General features: G+C 43.9%; 18 protein-coding genes. 10 read left to right on the forward strand and 8 right to left on the reverse strand.

Annotated features, from left to right (window positions below):
- Positions 1-30 precede the first annotated feature (30 nt).
- Both ggt and ACFPIK_RS02820 read right to left on the reverse strand, forming a co-directional pair.
- Positions 31-1,734, reverse strand: a complete 1,704-nt coding sequence (gene ggt, locus ACFPIK_RS02815; RefSeq protein WP_377912003.1) for a gamma-glutamyltransferase — start codon at positions 1,732-1,734, stop codon at positions 31-33.
- Between the two features lie 169 nt (positions 1,735-1,903).
- Positions 1,904-2,563, reverse strand: a complete 660-nt coding sequence (locus tag ACFPIK_RS02820) for a metal-dependent transcriptional regulator (RefSeq protein WP_377912005.1) — start codon at positions 2,561-2,563, stop codon at positions 1,904-1,906.
- Positions 2,564-2,815: 252 nt separating this feature from the next.
- Here ACFPIK_RS02820 and ACFPIK_RS02825 point away from each other — a divergent pair, with 252 nt between their 5' ends.
- Positions 2,816-5,020 (forward strand): TonB-dependent receptor, encoded by a 2,205-nt coding sequence (locus tag ACFPIK_RS02825; RefSeq protein WP_377912007.1) that lies wholly within the window; start codon positions 2,816-2,818, stop codon positions 5,018-5,020.
- A 436-nt stretch (positions 5,021-5,456) separates the two neighbouring features.
- Here the strand turns inward: ACFPIK_RS02825 and ACFPIK_RS02830 are convergent, their stop codons facing one another.
- Genes ACFPIK_RS02830 through sdaAB form a run of 3 tightly spaced genes read right to left on the reverse strand, consistent with a single transcriptional unit; the run spans position 5,457 to position 8,843 of the window.
- Complete coding sequence (locus tag ACFPIK_RS02830) at positions 5,457-6,779, reverse strand: efflux RND transporter periplasmic adaptor subunit (RefSeq protein WP_377912009.1); 1,323 nt, start codon at positions 6,777-6,779, stop codon at positions 5,457-5,459.
- A gap of 3 nt (positions 6,780-6,782) precedes the next feature.
- On the reverse strand, positions 6,783-8,138 hold the full coding sequence (locus ACFPIK_RS02835; protein ID WP_377912011.1) for a TolC family protein: 1,356 nt from the start codon (positions 8,136-8,138) through the stop codon (positions 6,783-6,785).
- A gap of 27 nt (positions 8,139-8,165) precedes the next feature.
- Positions 8,166-8,843, reverse strand: a complete 678-nt coding sequence (gene sdaAB / locus ACFPIK_RS02840; protein ID WP_377912013.1) for an L-serine ammonia-lyase, iron-sulfur-dependent subunit beta — start codon at positions 8,841-8,843, stop codon at positions 8,166-8,168.
- A gap of 165 nt (positions 8,844-9,008) precedes the next feature.
- Between sdaAB and ACFPIK_RS02845 the strand changes: the two genes are divergently transcribed.
- The 5 genes from ACFPIK_RS02845 to ACFPIK_RS02865 all read left to right on the forward strand — a co-directional run bounded on the left by ACFPIK_RS02845 (position 9,009) and on the right by ACFPIK_RS02865 (position 16,431).
- Positions 9,009-9,821: an aminotransferase class IV gene (locus ACFPIK_RS02845; RefSeq protein WP_377912015.1), complete on the forward strand. Its 813-nt coding sequence runs from the start codon at positions 9,009-9,011 to the stop codon at positions 9,819-9,821.
- 125 nt (positions 9,822-9,946) lie between these two features.
- Complete coding sequence (locus tag ACFPIK_RS02850; RefSeq protein ID WP_377912017.1) at positions 9,947-11,590, forward strand: sodium/sugar symporter; 1,644 nt, start codon at positions 9,947-9,949, stop codon at positions 11,588-11,590.
- Between the two features lies 1 nt (position 11,591).
- A complete protein-coding gene (locus ACFPIK_RS02855; protein WP_377912018.1) occupies positions 11,592-13,097 on the forward strand; it encodes a xylulokinase in 1,506 nt (501 codons plus the stop codon).
- A 63-nt stretch (positions 13,098-13,160) separates the two neighbouring features.
- Positions 13,161-14,474 carry a xylose isomerase gene (gene xylA, locus ACFPIK_RS02860; protein ID WP_377912020.1) on the forward strand — a complete coding sequence of 438 codons (1,314 nt, stop codon included), beginning with the start codon at positions 13,161-13,163 and terminating at the stop codon, positions 14,472-14,474.
- 52 nt (positions 14,475-14,526) lie between these two features.
- Positions 14,527-16,431: a sialate O-acetylesterase gene (locus ACFPIK_RS02865; RefSeq protein WP_377912022.1), complete on the forward strand. Its 1,905-nt coding sequence runs from the start codon at positions 14,527-14,529 to the stop codon at positions 16,429-16,431.
- A 113-nt stretch (positions 16,432-16,544) separates the two neighbouring features.
- Here the strand turns inward: ACFPIK_RS02865 and ACFPIK_RS02870 are convergent, their stop codons facing one another.
- The 3 genes from ACFPIK_RS02870 to ACFPIK_RS02880 form a co-directional block, all read right to left on the reverse strand.
- Positions 16,545-17,138, reverse strand: coding sequence for a hypothetical protein (locus tag ACFPIK_RS02870; protein WP_377912024.1), 594 nt, complete (start codon positions 17,136-17,138; stop codon positions 16,545-16,547).
- Between the two features lie 152 nt (positions 17,139-17,290).
- Positions 17,291-18,361, reverse strand: coding sequence for an alpha/beta hydrolase (locus tag ACFPIK_RS02875; RefSeq protein ID WP_377912026.1), 1,071 nt, complete (start codon positions 18,359-18,361; stop codon positions 17,291-17,293).
- Positions 18,362-18,365: 4 nt separating this feature from the next.
- Positions 18,366-18,935: a hypothetical protein gene (locus tag ACFPIK_RS02880; RefSeq protein WP_377912028.1), complete on the reverse strand. Its 570-nt coding sequence runs from the start codon at positions 18,933-18,935 to the stop codon at positions 18,366-18,368.
- A 152-nt stretch (positions 18,936-19,087) separates the two neighbouring features.
- Here ACFPIK_RS02880 and ACFPIK_RS02885 point away from each other — a divergent pair, with 152 nt between their 5' ends.
- The 4 genes from ACFPIK_RS02885 (at position 19,088) to ACFPIK_RS02900 (ending at position 23,686) form a co-directional block, all read left to right on the forward strand.
- A complete protein-coding gene (locus tag ACFPIK_RS02885; RefSeq protein WP_377912030.1) occupies positions 19,088-19,657 on the forward strand; it encodes a hypothetical protein in 570 nt (189 codons plus the stop codon).
- 376 nt (positions 19,658-20,033) lie between these two features.
- Positions 20,034-20,627: a hypothetical protein gene (locus ACFPIK_RS02890; protein ID WP_377912032.1), complete on the forward strand. Its 594-nt coding sequence runs from the start codon at positions 20,034-20,036 to the stop codon at positions 20,625-20,627.
- A 147-nt stretch (positions 20,628-20,774) separates the two neighbouring features.
- Positions 20,775-21,932, forward strand: coding sequence for an acyl-CoA dehydrogenase family protein (locus ACFPIK_RS02895; RefSeq protein WP_377912034.1), 1,158 nt, complete (start codon positions 20,775-20,777; stop codon positions 21,930-21,932).
- Positions 21,933-22,003: 71 nt separating this feature from the next.
- Positions 22,004-23,686: an AMP-binding protein gene (locus tag ACFPIK_RS02900; protein WP_377912036.1), complete on the forward strand. Its 1,683-nt coding sequence runs from the start codon at positions 22,004-22,006 to the stop codon at positions 23,684-23,686.
- Positions 23,687-23,768: the final 82 nt, after the last annotated feature.

The raw sequence follows: 23,768 nt of genomic DNA on the forward strand, positions 1-23,768 counted from the left end.
AAGAATCTCAGAAAATCTCCATAGCCCTATCTAATAACCCGCCGCCTGTCCGTCCTTTCTGGATTCAGAGGCACCGATATAGACTTTGTTGACCTTGTCATAATAGATGGCTTGGTACCCGCCATAATGACCTACGGTGTATTCTACCCGATGGCCCATTTCCTTGAGCTTGCGGATGACTTCATAGGAAAATCCGCTTTCCAGGTTAAGCGAGCCTCCATTGGTCATTTTTGAGCCAGTCGGTTCTGATGAACCGTTATGCCGCATTCTTGGCGCATCGCCTGCTTCCTGCAGATTCATACCAAAATCAATCAGGTTGACCACAATCTGAGTATGTCCCTGAGGCTGAACCGATCCACCCATCAGACCAAAGCTGATCAGAGGCTCTCCATCTTTGGTGACAAAAGCCGGGATAATGGTATGAAAAGGACGCTTCCCTTTGGCTAGGGAGTTCCAATGGTTTGGATCTTGGACATTGAATTGTTGACCTCTGTTTTGCAAGACAAAACCTAATCCATCGGGAACCATGCCCGACCCAAACTCATCGTATATGCTTTGGATAAAGGAAACCATATTGCCTTCCTTGTCCGCCACAGTGAGGTAGGTAGTGTTTCCTTTTTCGATTTCCCCTGCAGGATAGGCTGTTGCTGCCTTGTTTGGATCGATAAGCTTTCGGCGTTCGGCTGCGTAATCTTTGGAGATCAATTTTTCCACCGGGATTTGATTGAATGCCGGATCGGCATAGAATTTTGCGCGGTCCTCGAATGCTAATTTCTTGGCTTCGGTCAGCACATGCAGGTATTCAGCACTGCCAAAGCCCATGGATCGGATATCATAACCTTCGAGGATATTCAGCATTTGTAGAACTGCAATTCCTTGTCCGTTTGGCGGAAGTTCCCATACGTCGTATCCGCGGTAATTGGTGCTGACGGGTTCCACCCATTCGGAGGTGTGCTTTTTCAGATCTTCATAGCGGAGATAGCCTCCGTTTTCTTTCATAAATCGGTCTATAGTTCGGGCGATTTCACCTTCATAAAAAGCGGATCTACCTTCCTTGGCGATCAAGGAGTAAGTTCTGCCTAGGTCCGGATTTTTGAAGACTTCCCCTTTTCGAGGGGTGTTTTTGCCATTAGGCATAAAAGTTTTTCGGAAACCTGGAATGTCCTGCATCTCAGGCCACATGTGATCCATTTGCCAAGCAATCACTTCGGTTATCGGAAAGCCGTTGTTGGCATAATCGATAGAAGGCTGGAGGATTTCCTGCATGGAAAGTTTCCCAAACCGCTTGTGCATCTCAAACCAACCGTCTACACATCCCGGAACCGATACGGGTAAAGGTCCGAGTAAAGGCACCGTGTTTAATCCCTTTTCCTTGAATACGTCCATAGTCAGTAATTCCGGTGCACGGCCACTGCCATTGAATCCGTAGAGCTTCTTGGTTTTGGCATCCCAGATGATCGCAAAGACATCACCGCCGATTCCGCAGCCGTTAGGTTCTACCAAACCCAGCATGGCATTGGCAGCGATGGCTGCATCCATGGCCGAACCGCCTTTTTTCAGGATGTCCAATGCAACCTGCGTGGCAAGAGGTTGGGCGGTGGCTGCCATGCCGTTTTGAGCAATGACTTCTGATCTGGTGGTAAAGGTTTTTCCTGTGACCCGGTCTTGGGAAAAGGAGAGGAGGGGAATGAAAATAGCAAACGATAGGAGAAAGAAAATCTTGAGGGAGCTCATAATTACAAAGTGATATAGATTTCTAATGTAGGATGAAGTAAAAAAATTGGATGTACCGAAAGTGTAAAATATCTACTTCTCACAGTTGAAACGGTGGGCCACTAGATGGTGAAACTGTGTGTCATTTGACTTACTTCAGTACTCTCAATTGAAACTGTGGGTCAAGGAGTTATTCCAAGACCCTTACTAATAGCCGTTCACAGACTTTTTCACTCAAGGTTTCCGAAGGATGGCCTGAATAACTTACCACCATGCTTTGGTCATAGGATTCCTTGGATAAAATACTCAATTGGGTTCCTAGGGAAAGATTTCTACTGTTGAGAAACTCTAAAAACTCGGTGGAAGAATTGGTCAGGGCTGCCAATTGGACCTTTTGTCCCGGCTTGGCATAGGAGAGTGGGGTGTAGGAAAGAGGAGTGACTTTTCCCTGAGGATCCGGAATGGGTGAACCATGTGGATCCACCGTGGGAAAACCTAACATCTGATCCATTCGCTCAAAAAATTTAGGTGCGTGGATGTGCTCAATCTGCTCGGCGACTTCATGCACTTCTTCCCAACCGAAGTTCATGACCTTCACCAAAAACATCTCCATAAGTCGGTGTTTTCGGATGATCAAGGCTGCTGTTTTTTGACCCTCTTTGGTTAATGTTACCGGCTTGTATTTTTCATACACTACCCAACCGCTCTTTTGGAGGGATTTTACCATGCTATTGGCTGTTGGTAAACTCACCTGCAAGCTTCCTGCTAAATCTGATAGATTCACTTCTCCTTGGGCATTTGCCAAGTTGTACAAGGACTTAAGGTAGTTTTCTTCTGTACTTGAGGCCATACTGATTAATTCTTTTCAAATTAAAATGTACTAGATTTAAAAAACAAATTTGTTAGAATAGTCTAACAATGTAATTTTGTGATTCTAATATGGCTATGGAATAGTTTTCTTTCCTAGAAAAATTACCTAAAGTCTAGAACCTTATTTTCAATTGTTAAGTATAAATGCAATATTGTTGCATAAATGAAAATGAAAAAGTTTATTCTATTGGTTGTAATTGGTATAATTTGCTCAAGTCTGTCGGCACAAGTTATGCTTAAGGGGCAAGTTAAATCCCCAAAAGGTGAATCACTTGAGATGGTCCAAGTGTTGATCAAAGAGACCGGAAAAGGAATCTTGACTGATAGCTTGGGAAAGTTTGAATTGGCTATACCTTCCAAAGAAAAAGTTACCCTACAATTTTCAAGGTTGGGCTTTCAGACTTTTTACAAAGAGTCTGGTCCACTAGATGGGGATCTTCAGATTGTCCTAACTGCAATAGATAATCAATTGGACGAAGTCGTCGTGAGTGGTACACTTCAGGAAGTCTCTCGTTTGGATAGCCCGGTACCGGTGGAAGTGTATAAAAGTTCCTTTTTCCGATCCAACCCAGCGCCCTCACTTTTTGAATCTTTTCAAAATATTAACGGGGTTCGACCCCAGGTCAATTGTAACATTTGTAATACAGGGGATATCCAAATCAACGGGTTAGCCGGACCTTACACGATGATTTTGATCGATGGGATGCCAATTGTAAGTGGATTGGCGACTGTCTATGGGCTTTCAGGGATTCCTCAGGCCCTTATTGACCGGATCGAGGTGGTCAAAGGACCTGCATCGACACTTTATGGCTCGGAGGCTGTAGCTGGTCTGATCAACGTGATAACCAAGAGACCGGAAAATGCGCCATTGGTTTCCTTGGATGCCTTTGGGTCTACTTGGGGAGAGCTCAATTTGGATTTGGGTATCAAATCTTCTTTTGGAAAAAATATCCAGTCCCTTACAGGAGTCAACACATTTTGGTATGATACACCGATAGACAACAATAAGGACGGGATGACCGATTTGACGCTTCAAAAGCGTTTCTCTGTTTTTCAAAAACTGCAAATCACCCAAAAGAAAGGAACTATTTTTTCGCTGGCAGGCAGATACATCCATGAGGACCGATGGGGTGGTCAGATGAACTGGACTCCTGCTTTTAGAGGTGGGGATGTGGTCTATGGAGAAAGCATCCGTACGCAGCGTTGGGAGATTTTCGGCAATTATCAGTTGCCAGTTAAAGAACAGATCAATTTCCAGTTTTCGGCAAATGGTCATAACCAAGATTCCTATTACGGCAATGTCTTTTATGGAGCAGATCAGCGGATTGGATTCGGTCAGATGACTTGGAATAAGTCGGTCGGAAAAAACCAGCTGTTGGCTGGGGCCGCTTACCGATTGACTTACTATGATGACAGTACTCCTGCCACAGCCGAAAGAAATGGTCAGGATAATTCTCCTTTTGTCACGCACCTTCCTGGGCTATTTCTTCAAAATGAGTTGAAGTTATCCTCGACTCAGAGCCTTTTGGGAGGGATCCGATACGATTACAACACGGTGCACGGCTCGATTTGGTCCCCAAGATTGAATTATAAAATCAGCTCCGATGACAAATCATTGATCTGGAGAACTTCCATCGGAAATGGATTCCGAGTGGCCAATGTATTTACCGAAGATCATGCTGCCTTGACCGGCGCTCGTCAGGTAGTCTTCGAAGAAGAGTTGGACCCTGAGAGAAGCTGGAATGTAAATACCAACTTGGTTAAAAAAATCTACAGCGATCGAGGCAATTATTTTAGTTTGGAAGGCAGTGTTTTTTACACTCAATTTTCCAATCAGATTATACCTGATTACGAAACCAATCCCAATCAGATCATTTACGCCAACCTAGACGGGACTTCCCGAAGTCAAGGGGCTAGTTTCAATTTTGATGGCTTGTGGGCTAATGGATTTAAGCTATTGGCAGGCGTGACGCTGATGGATGTATCTTTTGAGGAAAATGGAACCAGGGAAAGGCAGTTGTTTACCGAACGGTTTTCCGGAGTATGGACCGTGGGATATCACCTTCATCCCTTGGAACTGACGATTGACTATACCGGAAATGTGTATAGTCCGATGAGACTTCCGCTCTTGGGTGAATTGGATGACCGAGCTGAGTATTCCCCTTGGTGGAGTTTACAGAATATCCAGGTCACCAAAGGGTTGGGGGAAAAATGGGAGATTTATGGAGGGATTAAAAATCTACTGAATTATACACCTCCTGCCAACAGCATAGCGAGAGCTTTTGATCCTTTTGATCGTGGGGTGACTTTTGACGGAGTAGGGAATGTGGTCCCAACTCCAGAAAATCCGAATGGACTTACTTTTGACCCGACGTACATGTTTGCTCCCAATCAGGGCATCAGAGGATTTCTGGGGGTGAGGTATACTTGGAGGTAAGGTAAGTTTATGGGGATTTATCGTCTTTATATGGCTAGTGGTTCTATCTAGATTTCGCCGCTGGTAGGATCTCTACCAACAACCTTCGCCGCTGTTAGAGTCTTCACTAACAGCTTTAAAATCGCATGATTAGATTGAAAATTCCATTAATTTCTTTACGACGGCCTAATACATCCAAAAAAATCCATTTTCCTCAAAACCGTGAGTTGGGACACGCACGGAGGTATAGAAAGGGACTTCGACTCCGCTCAGTCCGCAATAGATCAATCTACAGATCAGGACCTTTTCTGAAGTTTTTAATCAATTCATCCAACTTGGTCATAACATTTATTGAGGACACTTAAGTTGGCAAGATAAAATCAATCCTATCTGACTAAAACCAAAAATCCCCATCCAATTTGATTTGGATGGGGATTTCTATTTATTCAAAGGGAAGTTATTTTTTCTCTTCTTCCTTCTCTTCAGGTTTTACTGCGCTCGCCTTTTTTACTTTTTCGCCTTCTTTGAGCTGTTTGCTTACCACGAAATAGGGGCCGGAGATCACTTCATCTCCTTCTTTCAATCCTTCAAGAATTTCAATGTTTTCGTAGTCAGAGATGCCTGTTTTTACCACACGAATTTTAGCCTCACCGTTTTCGCTGACAAATACAATTTCTTTAGACTTTGTGGTACCTCCCGAAAGGGTGTCTTGATGCGTTTCTCTGGTGGTTACTGCGGAGAGTGGAATAGCCACAGCATCATTTTTGGCATTGGTCATAATTTCTACTGAAGCAGTCATTCCTGGACGGAAAGGATAACGGTTTCCAGCTTTTACCAAGTCTTGGTAGGATTCATTCAGGATTCTGATTTTCACTTTGAATTCGGTCACTGCATCGGCAGAGGCCTTGGTGTTCGCCGTGTTTGCGATGCTGGTTACGATTCCTTTGAATTTTTTACCCGTAGAAGAATAGGCGTCCACGTCGATGATGGTAGTGTCTCCGAGAGAAAGTCTTACGATGTCATTTTCGTTTACATCTACTCTGACTTCCATTCTGGAAAGGTCAGCGATGGTCATCATCTCAGTACCTGCCATTTGCTGAGTTCCTACGACTCTTTCACCTTGCTCTACTTTAAGACTGGATACAATTCCCGAAACTGGAGAATTTACGTTGGTCAATCGAAGGTTTTCAGATGCTTCATTGACGGAAGCTTGGGAGCTCTTTACAATAAATTCTGCAGCAACAACACTTTGCTTGGCAGCTTCCAGATCTTTTTGAGCTGTGATGTAATTGGCAACAGCCTGCTCATAATCCGCATCAGAAATCGCCTTGGAGTCATGGAGTGTCTTTTGTCTTTTGAAATCCAGTTCAGATCGGGTAAACTGTGCTTCTGCACGCTGTAGGCTAGCTTTGGATTGAGCCAAGTTTGCCATTTGTTGGTTGAGATTAGCCCGGGTTCGGTCCAAAGCAGAGATGAAGTTGTCAGGTCGGATTTTGACAAGTAGCCTTCCCATTTCTACGGAGTCACCTTCCTGCACATTCAGTTCGATGATTTCACCAGCCACGTCAGGAGAAAGTTTAACTTCCACCTCAGGCTGAATTTCTCCTGATGCGCTCACCTTTTCGATAATCGCTGTTTTCTTTACCGTAGCAAATTCCACTTCGGTTTCTTTTGCTCCGCCAATCCAGCCTGCAGAACGGCCAATGATGGCAAATACAATAATCAAACCTACTGCTCCGAGTAGGTAATAGAGTAGTTTGTTAGACTTTTTAGTAGCCATGGTTTAGTTAAGATTGATGGGGTTTCCTAAATAGAAATCAAGCACCTTGATTCTGAAAATATAAGTGTATTTGGCATTAAGTAAATCTGCCTGTGCATTGAACAGGTTGTTTTGTGCAACCTGAAAATCGACTGAGTTGATAGCGCCTAAGTCGAATCGCTGTTGAGCGATTCGGAAAGTTTCTTCCAGACTTTTTACTCGAATCAATGATGCCTGATAGGATTGTTCAGCTGCAAAAGCTGAGTTATAAGCTGTTTCGATATCTTGTCTGAGTTTGTTTTTGGCTTCCATTTCAGAAACTTCAGCAAGTTGCTGCTGTACTTTTGCTCTTTGAAGATTTGCTTTGTTTCCAAACCGGGTAAAAATAGGAATGCTAAGGTTCAAAGTACCAGACTGTGAAAAGTTATTGTCCACTTGAGTCTTGAATGGGATGATTTCTCTGGATCCAGGAATAAATGCCTGATCTACGTAGTTGGAAAATGCAGAGATACCAGCATCCAGAGAAGGGTAGAATGCGCCTTTTGCGATTTTAACCCCATACTCTGCACTTTTCACATCTGCATTAGCAGCTTTGATTTGAGGCATCAATTTAACGGCTACTTCAAAAATCTCTGCTGGAGTTTCTCCTGTCATAGCTGCACGGCTTACCTCATATTCAGGTTCGATTACGTCAAAACTATCCGTGAATGGAATCTGTAAGGCTTGTGCAAGGCTTAACTTAGCTGATCGAAGCCCGTTTTTTGCGTTGATCAAATTAAGTTCATTGGTCGCGTTTTGCGATTGAAGATCCAACTGATCAGAAAGTGGGAGAGAGCCAGCTTCTACCAGCTTTTTGGTTCTAACAAGCTGTTCGGTGGTAGTTTTGAGTTGGTTCTCAGCGATTTTAACCTGCTCTCTATTGAATACCACATCAATGAAAAGGTTGATCACATTGAGTGTGATGTCATTTCTGGTAGCCTCTAGTGTGTACATGCCTGATTCCAGGTTTGTTTTGGCTTGGGCTACGCTGTTGTTGATTCTCATCCCTTGGAAAATCGGGGCGCCGGTATTACCAAAAAGGTTTACGTTGCCGATTCTTCTGGTTTCAAACAAGTTGGTTACGGGGTTGATTGAACGACCCCATCGGTAACCTGAGCTAGCTCCGGCGGTTAAGCTTGGCAACCTTCTACCTTGGCTTTCCATCAGGTTAGCTTCTGTGATTTGTTGGTTTAGCTCAGTTCTTTTGAGTGTAAGGTTGTTTTCGATGGCCACTGCAACACAGGTCTCCAAGTCTAATGGACCTGAAGGAACATTAGTCTGGGCTTGTGTTTGCTGCATCCAAAAGAGGCCAAAAAACAACAGGAGAAAAAGTTTTTTCATTTTTGATTCAGTTGGTTTACGTGATGGTTAAAGATCAATGTAGGGAATGTAAATTAACTCTTTTACCCATGGAAGGGATTTTAAATAGGAGGTTGTAATTTCTCTGATACCGGTGTCCATTTCTATGACATGGCAAGCCAAGTCATTTTTTCCTTTTCTGGAGACAGACATGGTGGCAATGTTGGTTTTTTCCTGAGCGATTACACTGGAAATAAAGGCAATGGCGCCGGAAACGTCATCTGCCTTAATGATTAAGGTGTGTGACTGGGCGGAAAAATTGGCTACAAATCCATCTACTTCTGCAATATTAATCACTCCGCCCCCCAGACTTTCTCCTACAACTTCTATAGATCTTCCATCTTTTTTCAGGTTGAGCTTGATGGTATTGGGGTGGTGGATGGAAGAATTTCCGACAGATTTGAAGATGTATTTTAAGTTTGAGCTTGAAGCCATTTCCAAGGCACTTTTGATTCTTGGATCATCGGTTTTAAAATCCATCAAGCCACCTAATATAGCCCGGTCACTGCCGTGTCCTTCATAAGTTCTGGCAAAGGAATTATAAAAAGTTACTGTAGCTTCATCAGGAACTCCTCCGAGTACTCGAATTGCAGCTCTTGCGATTCTGACCACTCCGGCAGTATGAGAGGATGAAGGTCCGATCATCACCGGTCCAATCATATCAAATACACTGCTTTTATTCGCCATAGGTCCGTATTGCCCAATTATAATGCTAACTCAATTAGAGATTCAAGATTACTTCATTTTTTGCAATCTATCGGTATTTTTCCGCCCTATTCGATGGTTTGTTTATCTATTTTAACACCTCTGATTCAGAACAGATATATAATCTGACCGAAAACGAACATAATCATGAGCGATACTGATACAACTTTTGTTTTTGATCCCCAAACTCAAACTTGGCTTTCACAAGATACTTTTTCAATACCCAACAGGGGAATCAATTTTGGTGATGGGATTTTTGAAACAATGGTTTACGATGGTCGAGGGATCAAGTTCTTTGATGAGCATCGATCCAGATTGATTCTTGGTTTGGAAACTTTAGGAATTTCGAAAAGCCAAATTGATATTCACGGATTGTCGGATTTTTTGAGCCATCAATTTTCGGATCAAAAGCTTCGTGTCCGTTGGACCATTTTTAGATCGGGTCTTGGGAAATATACTCCACTTGATAACGAATCGGTTCAAGTCCTCATGATCGAACCATTCCAAGCAGCCCCATTATTGAAAAAGATTGCCGGTGTATCCAATAAGGTTGCTTTGTCTTTTTCCTTGTGGAGCAGGTGTAAGACCTTGAATGCCATACCGTATGTATTAGCTGGAATGGAAAGACAGCAAAAAGGATGGGATGAAATCATTTTGTTGGATACGAGAGGAAAAGTAGCTGAGGCAGGTGCTTCGTCTATTTTTTGGGAGAAAAGGGGGGTGGTTTTTACTCCTAGTCTTTCCTGTGGATGCATTGCGGGTGTTTCTCGGTCGGTAATAATGGATAATCTGGTTCAAGCTGACGTTCCCATCGTCGAGGGTGAGTTTGAATTAGATGATTTGCTGTCAGCGGATAAAGTATGGACTTCCAATGTCACAGGTATTAGTTATTTGGAATCAATCGGTTCTTCCAAATTTTCTACTGAATCCATTCCTTTCCTTCAAGAAATTTTCGAATAATACTCCAATTAGAAGTTTGGGATATTTTCAGTTAGATCCAATCCCTTATATTTATCGACCTTAAAATGTAAATTTTAAACTAATAACCTTACTCATTACCCAAAAACCTCAATTAACCTTCGCGTATGCTCTTAGAACCCATTGACCTACTCGTCTTCTTTGGCTACTGCTTTCTGATCATCGGTATGGGAATTTTCGTTTCCCGTGAGAAGAAAGGCCATGTCAAAAACTCTTCTGATTATTTCCTTGCCAGTAAAGCCCTCCCTTGGTGGGCTGTCGGCGCTTCGTTGATTGCTTCCAATATTTCGGCAGAGCAATTTATCGGGATGTCCGGTTCCGGATTTGCACTTGGGCTAGCAATCTCTACTTATGAATGGATGGCTGCAGCTACCCTGTTGGTCGTTGCTATTTTCTTTTTACCGGTTTACATCAAAAAGGGTATTTATACCATGCCTGGTTTCCTCTTGGATCGTTACGATACCCGAGTGAGAACCACCATGGCTGTTTTCTGGCTTCTGCTTTATGTCTTTGTTAACCTGACTTCAGTACTTTACTTGGGTGCACTAAGCTTGAATACCATTCTGAACGTGCCATTAACCTATGGAATCATTGGTCTGGCACTTTTTGCAATGATCTATTCCATTTATGGTGGTCTAAAAGCGGTAGCGTGGACAGATGTGATTCAAGTAGTTTTCTTGATTGCCGGTGGCTTGGCCACGACCTACATTGCCCTTGGTATGGTGGGTAATGGAGATGCATGGGAAGGGCTCAATCTTTTGAGAAAAGAAGTTCCGGGTCACTTTTCCATGATCCTTTCCAAAGGTGAAATGATGATTCCTGATGGAAAAGGAGGTACAAGAGATGCGTATTTGGATTTGCCGGGGCTATCAGTTTTGGTAGGCGGGATGTGGATTACCAACCTTAGCTATTGGGGATTCAATCAATACATCACACAGCGTGCCCTGGCGGCCAAGAGCTTGGATGAAGCACAGAAAGGGATGATTTTCGCAGGTTTCCTTAAGCTTCTGATGCCTTTGATCGTGGTTATACCTGGTATTGCAGCTTTGGTGATTGTGAACAAAGGAATGGACGTTTCTTTCATTGAGTCTATGAAAGATCCTGTGACAGGAATTATCAAGTCTGACCGTGCTTACCCAACCCTTCTCCAAGTACTCCCTACAGGATTGAAAGGTCTTGCTTTTGCGGCTTTGACTGCAGCAATTGTTTCTTCTTTGGCTTCTATGGCCAACAGTACCTCGACCATTTTCACCATGGACATTTACAGTAAGTATTTTGGAAAAAATTCTTCTGAAGCAAATCAGGTAAAAGTAGGCCGAATCACTGCGGTGGTTGCCTTTGTAATCGCAGCTATTGTAGCCCCTGCTTTGGGTCAGTTGGATCAGGCATTCCAGTTTATTCAGGAATATACCGGATTTATCAGCCCGGGTGTTTTTGCGATTTTCTTCTTTGGTGTGTTCTGGAAAAAGACCACTTCCAATGCCGCTTTGGTTGGAGCTTCCTTGAGTATTCCTCTTTCGGTTGTGCTTAAAGTGGTGTTTCCTGCCTTACCATTTATCGATCGAATGGGTTTGGTATTCTTGATTTTAGCTATTTTGATGATTGTCATCTCTTTGGTGGAGGGCAAAGGGAAGGATCATCCAAACAGCATTGATGTCAATGCTGACTTGTTCCGTACCAGTACAGGATTTAAGATCGGTGCTATCATGATTTCGGGTATCATCGCTGCGCTTTACACTATCTTCTGGTAAAATGAGAAAGCTTTTATTGGGATTGGACATCGGTAGTTCATCGGTGAAAGCCTCCCTTCTTGACGCTGATTCAGGCAAATCAATTGCCTCTAAGGCATTTCCGGAAGAGGAAATGCCCATCAATTCCCCGCAGTCTGGCTGGGCCGAACAAGACCCCGACATGTGGTGGAAGTATGTCAAAGAATGTATTTCCTTTGTTCAGCATAAAGCTGAAGTCAAAAAGGGAGAACTTAAGGCTATCGGCATCGCATACCAAATGCATGGCTTGGTCTGTGTGGATAAAAATCAACAGGTGCTCCGTCCGTCCATTATTTGGTGTGATAGTCGTGCCGTGGCGATCGGAGAGAAAGCTTTTGCTGACTTGGGCAAAGACTACTGCCTGCCGCACTTGCTTAATTCGCCGGGCAATTTCACCGCTTCCAAGCTTCGTTGGGTGATTGAAAATCAACCTGAGATAGCTTCTAAAATTCACAAAATCATGCTCCCAGGAGATTTCATTGCGATGAAGCTGACCGGAGAAATCATAACCTCAGAGACAGGGTTGTCGGAGGGGATTTTTTGGGATTTCAAGCAAAATGGATTGAGTGAAAAGCTCCTGACGGCTATGGAAATTGCCAAAGAATGGATTCCTGAAGTAGTTCCTTCATTTTCAGTTCAGGGGAAAGTATCATCCGCTGCAGCAAAGGAAACGGGATTGGAAGCCGGTATACCAATTGCCTACCGTGCAGGTGATCAGCCTAACAATGCTTTTTCTCTTCAAGTCCTCAAACCCGGAGAGCTTGCAACAACAGCTGGGACTTCCGGAACGGTCTATGGAGTATGTGATGAGCCACTCTATGATCCGGATTCTCGAGTGAATACCTTTGTCCACGTCAACCATTCACAGAAAAAACCTTCCTATGGTGTGTTACTTTGTGTAAATGGCACTGGAATTCTGAATTCTTGGTTGAAAAAAGTCATGGGTGGACCTCGAATCACCTATGAAGAAATGAACAGTCTTGGAAACGGAGCTTCGATCGGATCAGAAGGATTGGTCTTTATTCCTTTCGGAAACGGAGTGGAACGAATCATGAAAAACAAGCCTGTAGGCGCTCAGCTCCTTGGATTGGATTTGCTTAAGCATGACAAAAAACATGTGGTCAGAGCAGCACAGGAAGGCATCGTGTCGGCTTTGACGTATGGATTCAGAATCATGAAAGACATGGGAATGAACCTACAAACCGTAAAAGCAGGTCATGCCAACATGTTTTTGAGTCCGCTTTTCCGTAAGACTTTTGTACACATGAACCGGGTAAATCTGGAATTGTACAACACGGACGGAGCACAAGGCGCAGCAAGAGGTGCAGGAATTGGAGCCGGGATTTTCGGTACCGAATCAGAGGCTTTTCATGGCCTTGAGCTTCTTGAGACCTTGGAGCCAAACACCAATTTCTATGACGTTTACGAAGAAGTTTATGCGAATTGGGAAAGACGCCTCTCTGAACTGATTAAAAGCAGAGAGATTTGATACCTTTTGCATGTTAAGCAACGAATAACCTATTTTCCTATTTTATAAAAACCCAAAAAGACAATGTCAAAGACTTATTTTCCAAACATCGGTAAAATCCAGTTTGAAGGAAGAGAAAGCGACAATCCATTAGCGTTTCGCTTTTATGATGAAAATCGCGTGATCGCGGGCAAGACTATGAAGGAGCACTTCAAGTTTGCCATTGCCTACTGGCATTCCTTCTGCGGCACCGGCGGTGATCCATTTGGACCAGGCACGATCGTGCATCCATGGGATGCCAGTGCGGATCCTATCCAGCGTGCCAAAGATAAAATGGATGCAGCTTTTGAATTCATTACCAAAATCGGCGTGGATTACTACTGTTTTCATGATATCGACTTGATCGATGAAGGCCCAAGTCTTGCCGAATACGAAAAGCGCATGCAGATCATTACGGATTATGCAGCAGATCACCAAAAAGCTTCCGGAGTGAAGTTGCTTTGGGGTACAGCCAATGTATTCAGCAATCCGCGCTACATGAACGGTGCTTCTACCAATCCAAACTTTGACGTATTGGCTTTTGCAGGTACTCAGGTGAAAAATGCTCTCGATGCTACCATCAAGTTGGGCGGTGAAAATTACGTGTTCTGGGGTGGTAGAGAAGGATACATGTCCTTGCTCAACACCGATATGAAACGTGAAAAAGAGCACCTTGCTAGATTCTTGACTATGGCTAGAGACTATGCCAGAAAGAACGGATTCAAAGGGACCTTCTTTATTGAGCCAAAACCGATGGAGCCTACAAAGCACCAGTATGATTATGACTCAGAAACAGTAATCGGATTCTTGCGTCACTTTGGTTTGGACAAAGATTTTAAACTCAATATCGAAGTCAATCACGCAACCTTGGCGGGTCATACCTTTCAGCACGAGCTTCAGGTAGCTGCCGATTCAGGAATGTTGGGATCAATTGACGCCAACCGAGGTGATTACCAAAACGGTTGGGATACCGATCAGTTTGCTTTGAACCTTCAAGAGCTCGCTGAATCCATGTTGGTGATTTTAGCTGCAGGTGGATTGCAGGGTGGTGGAGTCAACTTTGATGCGAAAGTGAGAAGAAACTCTACCGATCCGGATGATTTATTCTTGGCGCATATCGGAAGTATGGATGCTTTTGCGAGAGGATTGATCATCGCCGCTGATATCATGGAGAAGTCTGATTACCTCGAGCGCAGAAAGAATCGCTATGCTAGCTTTGACTCCGGTAAAGGAAAAGCCTTTGAGGAAGGTAAGCTGACTTTGGAAGATCTCAGAACCTATGCGTTTGAAGTGGGTGAACCTACCCAATTCAGCGGAAAGCAGGAGTATTTCGAAAACTTGATAAATCGATTCATTTAATCGAACTTGAAGGGAGGCAAAAGCCTCCCTTTTTCTTTTAACCCTTGAATTTATGAGAAGTCATTTTGCAGCACTTGGAATACTGATCTTGCTTTGGAGTTGTGAAGTCCCCATCCCACAGTCTCCGGTTGCCTTTCCCCGATTGATTTCAGAAGGTATGGTATTACAGCGTGACCAGACCATTCAGATTTGGGGAAAAGGGATTCCCAATGAGAAAGTGAGAGTTTCACTGGCTGGTGCCGTGGGAAGTACCAAAGTGCTTGAAGACAGTACTTGGATAGTTCAACTGCCTCCTATGCCCGCTGGAGGACCTTATGAGTTGGAGGTCAATGTTCAGAAAATCTCAGATGTGTACCTAGGTGATGTGTGGGTAGCCGGAGGTCAGTCCAACATGGAATGGGCACTCAAGGCCGGAGTAATTGGCAGGGAAGAGGAGTTTGCTAATGCCGATTTTCCTCAGATCCGATTTTTTAAAGTGCCTCAGGACTACAGTGCCCAGGAAAAAGATGATGTTTCCGGAGGTAGTTGGAAAATAGCCAATCAGGATAATTTACCGGACTTTTCTGCAGTAGCTTGGTTTTTTGCCAAGAAAAATCACCTCGAAAAAAATGTCCCGGTAGGAATCATCGAGTCTAACTGGGGTGGCACGCCTGCTGAAGGCTGGACGGAAGCATCTATTCTGGCTAATATCAAAGACAGGTCTTACACCGAAGAATCCAAAGAAATCATAGAAAATCAAGCCAAATGGAAGGAGATTCTTACCGAAAATGAGAAGCGTAAAGAGATGAGAGACTTGCTGGTCCGCCGTCCTGATTCACTCATGGCAGGGGAAGTAGCTTCGCTTGCCTACCCCGAACCGGGCTGGAAAAGTATTTCTTTGCCTTCATCAAATCCCCTTGAGCACATCGCGTGGGCACGCAAAAAATTCAACCTTTCCTCCAAAGCTCCTGTCTCGCTCACCTTGGCTAAAGTGGAGCAGATGGCGTTTGTTTACCTCAATGGAGTTCAGATTCATTACAAAGACTGGGGCGCACCGATGCCTGTCATGGATCTTCCGGAAGAGCTGCTCAAGGTGGGACAAAACGTCCTGACTGTGAGAGCGATCAATACTTGGGACAATCGACCAGTGATCGGATCATCGGGTGAAATGTACCTGACTCAAAGCGGAAAGAAAATCAATCTCGAAGGTGCTTGGTCTTATTCCAATGACGTGGTCGAGCCTCAACTTCCCAAAGTGGAGTATTTGAATTGGAAGCCGGGATTTATGTTTAATGCCATGATTGCGCCGTTGACAAACTACTCGGTCAAAGGAGTGATTTGGTATCAAGGCGAAAGCAATGCCGGACGGCCGGAGGAGTACAGAGAGTTGTTTGGTACGATGATTACCAACTGGAAGACGAGGTGGGGACAAGAGGAAATGCCTTTTTTGTTTGTACAGTTAGCCAATTTCATGGAACGAAAGGAATTGCAGCCGGATAGCAATTGGGCACTATTGAGAGAAGCACAGACCAAGACTTTGGAACTCCCCAAAACAGGAATGGCTACGATCATTGATATCGGCGAGGCTGAAGATATTCATCCGAGGAATAAAAAGGATGTGGGTGAAAGACTTTGGCTACAGGCTCGAAAAGTGGCATTTGATGAAGATGTGTTGGCTTCCGGGCCCATATTCAAAGAAATAAAGCGGGAAGGAAATCAATTGATGCTTACTTTTGGTGAAGTAGGAGATGGGCTGAAGTTGAGTAGTGGAGACTCAGTTGCAGGGTTTATTTTGGAAGATGCCGAAGGCCAATTTGAGGTGGCTAAAGGGATCATTTCAGGCTTGGAACAAGTGACTTTGACCATTCCAGAAGGTCTTACCCCAGTTGGAATCCGCTATGCTTGGGCAGACAATCCGGAAGTGAATTTGACCAATTCGATCAATTTGCCTGCAGTTCCTTTTCGTGCTTCTTTTTGATCATGAATTGAAGAATAAATAAAGCCGGAGTAGGTAACTGCTCCGGCTTTTCTACTTAGGCATGAGTTGGATTATCCTTTCTCTAGGATCACATTTTTTTAAAACCTGAAGACTTACTTTCTTCGAGGAGTTACTCCTGAAAAAGTGAGTCCGATCGCGTTAGCGCCGTATGAAACGCCAAATTCGTCCTCATAAGTTAGAATGGTGTATGAAAGTCCAATGCCTTTGTAAGCTATTTCTATCACTGGCCCTGCAGGGCTGGTAAGGCTAAAATTTCTACCCACACCGTCTGCATTGAATCGGATTGCCTGATGGCTTACAATTCCTGCTCCGATTCTCCAGTCGTCTTGAATGACCCAGTTGGCAGTAAAAATCATCGGGATTCGAGTAAGTCGAATGTGTGCATTGTCAGCAGCGGTGGTCACATATTTGATCCCAATACTTCCTCTTAGACGAAACTGCTCATTTTTGAGCATGCTCAATTCTCCACCTACACCAACTGAAATTCCCTGACCTGCATTTACTTTTTGAGAATCCCCATTGGTAAATGCAACCGTAGCTACTGGGTCACCTCCAAGCTCGAGTGCACCATTAATAAGCAATCGAAGCTTTGGCGTGCTTTTCACTTCTTGAGCAAAAGAGGTAGTGAAAAAGCAAAAAGAAGTTGCAAAGTAAAGGAAAGCGATTTTGAGTAGTTGTTTTCTCATTTGCGTTTGTTTCAAAAGGTTTGGGATAAAGTTTTTGATGAGGATGAAGGGTTTGATGCAGTAAAAAGTTTTGCTTTTTCACATGTTTTGGCCACAAGCATTAACCTTCCTATTGCCGTAGGAAGGGCTGCAAAGAAGTTGTGCTTGGTTGATCAGTCTTTTTGGATTTCTTTGAGTAATTCGTTCGCTTTGGCCATTTCCTCTACGCGTTCCTGAAAAGCAGCACGGGCCGGAACTTTGGCCACATTTTCCAGAAAATCAATGGTGCTGAACATGACTGTCTGCCAATCTTTGGAGGTGATCGATGAGGCGATGACATGGTCAGCTGTTCCTGGAAATGCCATCTCTTTTTTCAATTCAGGTGCTGTTCCAAGCTGACCGTACATTTCCAGCATTTTGGGCACTGATACCACAAAGTCTTGTTCCTGTTCACTCTTATAATAATATCCCAAAAAGACAGGCTGCTTCACTTTTTCAAAAGTCACCTTGTTCATGTTGCTATACATCAGTTTGGCTAGACTTTCATAGCCGTTGATATGTTGCACTTCAGACCAAAACTGACCTTTTTCTCCAGTACGCTTCATGTCCATTGACCCGTTTTCCGTCATGGTTTTTTCCATGATCAGCTTGGTCCAAGGTTTAAAAAATGTCTCCAGTCTGCCACCTGCGTCTCGAATTGCCGGGGAATACAGGACTAGCGCTTTGATATCCGGCTGCTGACTTGCCAAAAGCAATGTAAGGGCACCGCCCATCGAGGTGCCGACCACAATGACCGAATCTCCAAGGCTTTTGCCGATTTGGTATGCTTCTCCTGCACCATCCGCCAGTTTTTGAGCAGTCATGTACTCCATTCCATTTGGCCGACGAATGCCATGTTCAGGTAGACGGGTCACAAATACATTAGCTCCGAAATGTTCGCCTAAAAATCGATGAACTGGATCTCCTTCCATAGGCCCCGCACCAAACCCATGAATGTAAACTATGGAATAGGTGGTTTTTTGCTTGGTGCTGTCTGCCCATTGGATGTAGGCTTCGTTTCCGGGTTTAAGTCCTTTGACAGTATCTTCCCGCTGCTTGAGGTAGGCTTCTAGTTCATCTAGTTGGGTGGGAACTTCCGGAAAATGAATGGTAAGTTTTTCCTCTTGAACTTTCGGTCCTAGCATGTAAAGTACCGCTAGAATCATAGCTGATGCAAAGAGGCCCAAGAAAATTTTTCTTAGCATGGGGTCAGTTGGTTTTCAAATAGGGTGAAGTGGCGTCTAAATAGGATCTCGATCCATCTTTAAAGAATACAAATATTCTGCTTTTTAGCTGAGTAATGGTGTTTGGCTTCAGAGTTAATTTTGCTCCAAAGTAAACACTGACTTGGTCGAAAGTCTTAAGTTGAGCTATGTTTTTGCCTTCGGGGGTAAGTAGTGCATAAGAAATATCGGTGCCTACAGGAAGCCCGGCAAAGGGGTTAGTTAATATTACGGCCAAGTTGGAAATATTTTCGATACGAAAAGTCTCCTCACAGACCAAGGGATAAGCAAGGCTAGAGTCAGAAGAGTTGCTATTTCCGATCAGGCTTAGATCTAATTCGAAATTGTACCTGAAATCGGAAATAGAAACTGTATCTGAGGCCGTAGCATACCGTTGGTTTTTGTATGGGCTGAAGAAAACCTGCTTTATGCCAACAGCGTTGGCTGCTTTGGGAGAGGGACAACGATTGTAGGGATCTTCGTCAATTCGAATGCAAGATTGGATCATTGCAATTACAAAAAGTAGCGAAAACAATTGAGTGCCTCTATTTCTCATCCTGATCAATCTCCTTATTCTCAACATCCTTAAAATTAAATAAGCATTGGGAATTGTTCTAGTGGGGTGGATTTTTCCTGCCAAAGTTTAAATCTGTAGCAGGATTGTGGCCGGTATCGTTCTAATTTAGCAACATCTAAACTAAACCCACTATGAAAAAAGCACTGCTTTCCTTGTTTATATTCCTTACTGCCTATGGTATTCAGGCACAGGAAGTGATCACACCTTATCGATCTGTCTACCTCGAACTTGGAGGGGCAGGTATGGCTTACAGCTTCAATTATGATTTTAGATTTGATCAGAGCCGGATGGATTCTTGGGGGATGAGAGTAGGGGCGGGCGGTTACGGCAGAGAGGGAGATTCCTTTTTCTCCTTGCCGGTAATGGTCAATCGACTCTATGGCAAAGGCCCTCATTACTTCGAGTTAGGAGCTGGGCTTACCTTTTTCGCTTTTAACAATGAGCGCTATTCCTATTGTACCTCCGGCTATGTGGATACCAATGGCATGTATATCTGCACCAGTACTTCTTCGGAGGAATATCCTTACGAATTTATACTTCCAGTGGACGGTTCGCCGAGTGTGATGGGTACGATGAACTTTGGCTATCGTAAAATACCGGTGGATGGCGGATTTACCTGGAGAGTTAGCCTTACACCCATTTTTAACAACAACGGTTTTTGGCCGCTATTCGCAGGCTTTGGGTTTGGCTATGCCTTTTGATTTGGGCTAAAGCTAGTCTCATTTCGGACGAAACCTGTACGATCCCGTACAGGTTTTTTTGTTCCTAACTGGTTGATTTCAATGAGTTTGAAAATAAATCAAAATTAACTTTCCTTAATTTTAGCAAACTCGTGCAACCCGTGTTTTATTCTTTTTTCCTAGTAATCTGTTCGGTCTTGTGACAAGTGGACAAGCATTTTCCCAGAAGTGGTCAAAAAATGAGGAATTTTCGGATTAAGGTAAACTGACCAAAAAAACCTCATCCAGTTTTTTTAATCAATTTATTTGGTTTTTTACGCAGTTCATTTTTTTCGTTTTGGCATGTTGGTATGCGCTTGGCAAGAAGCTTAGCACAACACTAAACCAACAAATCATTATGAAAACCTTATTCACTTTCGCTCTTGCAGGTGCTTTATCTTTAAGCAGCCTTGCAGCAAATGCTTCCGACGACTTGATGGCATTGTCCGAAGTCAAAGCAAAATTTAAAACCGTCAACGTGCTTCTTAAAGGTGGAGTAGGCGAAGCCAAAGTATCTATTCTGGATCAATTTGGTAAAAAGCTTCATCAGCGGAAAGTTAAAGTCGGTGACAAGGATTTGATAATTCCGTACAATCTTGACCTCATGCCATGCGGGGAGTACCAAGTCAAAATTTCCACTGATCAGGAAGAGGTAACTTATGAGATTTCGACATTTGAGCCACTGAAAAAAACCGAGGAATTGCCTTTGGTAGCTTTCGGGAAAAAGGTCAGCGACGAGACCATCAACCTTACTGTAGCTGGATTGGACAGTCCCGGTGTGGATGTACAGATCAGGCATAATGAAACCAATAAGTTAATCTTCTCAGAAAAAGTAAACGAACCAGCTGCTTTCAAAAAGAACTATAAACTCAAGGGAATAAGTCCAGAGGAGGTTTATGTAAAAGTGACTGACAACCTAGGTCGATCCAAGGAACTGTTTTTTGAAAAATAATCCAGATAGAACAAAGGCTAAAACCCGGACTTAGAATCCGGGTTTTTTTTTGAAAAAAAGGAAAAGATTCGGTTTTCACATTTTCCAAGTGAAAAGGCATACAAGCTAAATTCTCTATTTTTGAAATAAGAAAAACTAAACCCAAATATGTTCGGACTACACAGATCGCTCTTCACCGAGGAGCATGAACTTTTCAGACAGAGTGTTCGCGATTTTATCGCCAAAGAGATTACTCCCAAAAATGCGGAATGGGAAAAGCAAAAGATGGTTAGCCGGGAATCTTGGCTGAAGCTCGGTGAAAATGGATTCCTAGGTATGCAAGCCCCGGAAGAGTTGGGTGGTTTGAATCTGAAAGACTTTCGATACAATGCCATTTTGATCGAAGAGCTTGGTTTGAGTGGCTGTTCAGGTCCCGCGATCGGGTATCCCCTGCATAGTGACATCGTAATGCCTTACATTTTGCACTATGCTACTCAGGCAGCAAAGCATAAATATATCCCAAAAATGATTTCAGGGGAGTACATCGGAGCGGTCGCCATGACCGAACCGGGTGCAGGGTCCGACTTGCAGGGTATGCGAACTACCGCGGTGGACCAGGGCGATCATTACCTGATCAATGGTTCCAAGACCTTTATTACCAATGGTTATTTGTCTGATGTCGTAGTGGTCGCTGCCAAAACAGATCCTACTAAAGGTGCTAAAGGCATTTCACTTTTTCTGATTGATAAAGACATGCCTGGTTTCTCAAAGGGAGTACCCTTCGAAAAAGTCGGCCTTCATGCCCAAGATACCTGCGAATTGTTTTTTGAAGAGGTGAAGGTTCCCAAAGAAAATCTGTTGGGAAAGGTGGGAGAGGGATTCAAATACCTGATGACCGAACTGGCCCAGGAAAGATTGGTGGTTGCTTTGGCAGCCTTGGCTTTGGCAGAGTTTGCGCTTTCAGCCACGATAGACTATGTCAAACAGCGAAAAGCATTCAATAAAAGCCTTTCGGATTTCCAGAATACCCGGTTCAAACTGGCCGAAATGGCAGCCCAAGTGGAGCAAGGGAGAATCTATTGCGACTACTTGGTTTTGCTTCACAATGAAGGAAAATTAGACTCTGCCATGGCTTCTGCTGCCAAATACAACATGACCGAACTCCAATGCAAAGTGGCCGACGAGTGCGTGCAGCTTCATGGTGGCTATGGCTACATGTGGGAATATGGCGTAGCGAGGGCTTGGGCAGATGCTCGCGTACAGCGGATCTACGCAGGCACCAATGAGATCATGAAGGAGTTGATTGCCAGAAAAATTTTGAGCTAGTTCAAAACCTTTGGTAGAACAAAGGAATTTTAAGTAATTGGAATCACAGAATCACCCAAAATCTCCGCGACATGAAAGACTTCCCATGGTTTAAATTCTATCCAGCCTTGGTAGAAAAAGAAGTAGACTGCAATGCTTACTCCAGCGTCAACGATCTCTTTGAAGAAAGTGTAAAAAAATTCAGTTCCTCGGTAGCCTATGAGTGCATGGGGAAGACGCTTTCATTCAGTGAGTTGGATCGCTTGAGTGCTCATTTTGCCAACTATTTGACCCAAGAGTTGAAATTGGCCAAAGGTTCAAGGGTAGCTATTCAAATGCCCAATGTGCTTCAATATCCTGTGGTGATGTTTGGTGCGCTTCGTGCAGGGATGGTGGTCGTCAATACCAATCCGCTCTATACACCGTCGGAGATGAAGCACCAGTTCAATGACTCAGGGGCTGACGTGGTAGTGATCGTGGCCAATTTTGCCTCCAACTTGGAGAAAATCAGAACTGAGATTCAAGCAAAGCATATCATTACCACAGAGCTTGGCGATCTATTGGGTGGACTGAAAGGTACCATTGTCAATCTCGTCGTGAAGCACGTCAAAAAGATGGTGCCTGCTTATTCACTGCCTGGTGCTGTTTCTCTTAAAGCTGCCCTTTCCAAAGGTGCCACTTATCAGCTGAAGCGTGTGAAGTGCAGCTTGGATGATGCGGCTTTTTTGCAATACACGGGTGGTACTACAGGAGTCTCCAAAGGGGCTGAATTGACCCATGGAAATATTGTGGCCAACATGCAGCAGATTTCTGCCTGGATGAAGCCAAAGCTTCGAGAGAAGGAAGAGATTGTGATTACTGCTTTGCCTTTGTACCACATCTTTGCCTTGACGGTCAATTGTCTGGCAATGCTCAAAATTGGTGCGCATAACGTATTGATCACCAATCCGAGAGATATGAAGGCTTTTATGGGAGATTTAGCTAAAAAGCGCTTCACCGTGATTACCGGGGTTAATACCTTATTCAATGGCTTACTCAATCAGGAGGCATTCAAATCTCTTGACTTTTCAGGATTGAAAATCGCAGTTGGAGGGGGTATGGCCGTGCAGAAAGCTACTGCGGAAAAATGGAAAGCTGTCACCGGAGTGCCATTGGCTGAAGGGTATGGACTAACCGAGACTGCACCTGTAGCCACCTGTAATCCTATCGATGGCACTGAGCGAATCGGTACCATCGGGATGCCATTGCCCAATACTGAAGTGATGATAGCTGATGATCAGGGTAATCCTGTTCCGATCGGAGAGCGTGGTGAAATTTTCATCAAAGGTCCTCAGGTGATGAGAGGCTACTGGAAAAGACCTGAAGAAACAGCCAATGTGATGCACGGTGAATGGTTCAAATCAGGTGATATCGGCGTGATGGATGAAGATGGATTTACCAAAATCGTCGATCGTAAGAAGGAAATGATTTTGGTCTCCGGTTTCAATGTGTATCCTAACGAAGTGGAAGATGCAATTGCCTCCTGCAATGGCGTCTTGGAAGTAGGAGTCATTGGCATGCCTGATCCAAAATCTACCGAAAAGGTGGTGGCTTATGTGGTGAAGAAAGATGCTTCACTCACTTCGGAGCAGGTTATTGAGCATTGCAAAGGCTATTTGACCAATTACAAAGTGCCCAAAGAAGTGTATTTCACCGACGAACTACCGAAAACCAACGTGGGTAAAATCCTCCGAAGAAAGATCAAAGAAGCTCATGTCGAAAAAGTCGGGGCTTGAGATTGGACTCTTGTTTAATCATTAGATAACTGAAGAAAACCGCGAATTCCCGCGGTTTTTTTCTTTTTTTTGCACCTCTCAT

The sequence above is a fragment of the Algoriphagus aquatilis genome, assembly GCF_042657405.1.
GTDB classification, from domain to species: Bacteria; Bacteroidota; Bacteroidia; order Cytophagales; family Cyclobacteriaceae; genus Algoriphagus; species Algoriphagus aquatilis.

Bases quoted from the DNA above. Each gene is read 5' to 3' on its own strand.
- ACFPIK_RS02900 (WP_377912036.1), top strand. From the start codon at position 22,004: ATGAAAGACTTCCCATGGTTTAAATTCTATCCAGCCTTGGTAGAAAAA.
- ACFPIK_RS02885 (WP_377912030.1), top strand. From the start codon at position 19,088: ATGAAAAAAGCACTGCTTTCCTTGTTTATATTCCTTACTGCCTATGGT.
- ACFPIK_RS02845 (WP_377912015.1), top strand. From the start codon at position 9,009: ATGAGCGATACTGATACAACTTTTGTTTTTGATCCCCAAACTCAAACT.
- ggt (WP_377912003.1), bottom strand. From the start codon at position 1,734: ATGAGCTCCCTCAAGATTTTCTTTCTCCTATCGTTTGCTATTTTCATT.
- ACFPIK_RS02830 (WP_377912009.1), bottom strand. From the start codon at position 6,779: ATGGCTACTAAAAAGTCTAACAAACTACTCTATTACCTACTCGGAGCA.
- ACFPIK_RS02850 (WP_377912017.1), top strand. From the start codon at position 9,947: ATGCTCTTAGAACCCATTGACCTACTCGTCTTCTTTGGCTACTGCTTT.
- xylA (WP_377912020.1), top strand. From the start codon at position 13,161: ATGTCAAAGACTTATTTTCCAAACATCGGTAAAATCCAGTTTGAAGGA.
- ACFPIK_RS02835 (WP_377912011.1), bottom strand. From the start codon at position 8,138: ATGAAAAAACTTTTTCTCCTGTTGTTTTTTGGCCTCTTTTGGATGCAG.
- sdaAB (WP_377912013.1), bottom strand. From the start codon at position 8,843: ATGGCGAATAAAAGCAGTGTATTTGATATGATTGGACCGGTGATGATC.
- ACFPIK_RS02870 (WP_377912024.1), bottom strand. From the start codon at position 17,138: ATGAGAAAACAACTACTCAAAATCGCTTTCCTTTACTTTGCAACTTCT.
- ACFPIK_RS02880 (WP_377912028.1), bottom strand. From the start codon at position 18,935: ATGAGAAATAGAGGCACTCAATTGTTTTCGCTACTTTTTGTAATTGCA.
- ACFPIK_RS02865 (WP_377912022.1), top strand. From the start codon at position 14,527: ATGAGAAGTCATTTTGCAGCACTTGGAATACTGATCTTGCTTTGGAGT.
- ACFPIK_RS02820 (WP_377912005.1), bottom strand. From the start codon at position 2,563: ATGGCCTCAAGTACAGAAGAAAACTACCTTAAGTCCTTGTACAACTTG.
- ACFPIK_RS02890 (WP_377912032.1), top strand. From the start codon at position 20,034: ATGAAAACCTTATTCACTTTCGCTCTTGCAGGTGCTTTATCTTTAAGC.
- ACFPIK_RS02895 (WP_377912034.1), top strand. From the start codon at position 20,775: ATGTTCGGACTACACAGATCGCTCTTCACCGAGGAGCATGAACTTTTC.
- ACFPIK_RS02825 (WP_377912007.1), top strand. From the start codon at position 2,816: ATGCTTAAGGGGCAAGTTAAATCCCCAAAAGGTGAATCACTTGAGATG.
- ACFPIK_RS02875 (WP_377912026.1), bottom strand. From the start codon at position 18,361: ATGCTAAGAAAAATTTTCTTGGGCCTCTTTGCATCAGCTATGATTCTA.
- ACFPIK_RS02855 (WP_377912018.1), top strand. From the start codon at position 11,592: ATGAGAAAGCTTTTATTGGGATTGGACATCGGTAGTTCATCGGTGAAA.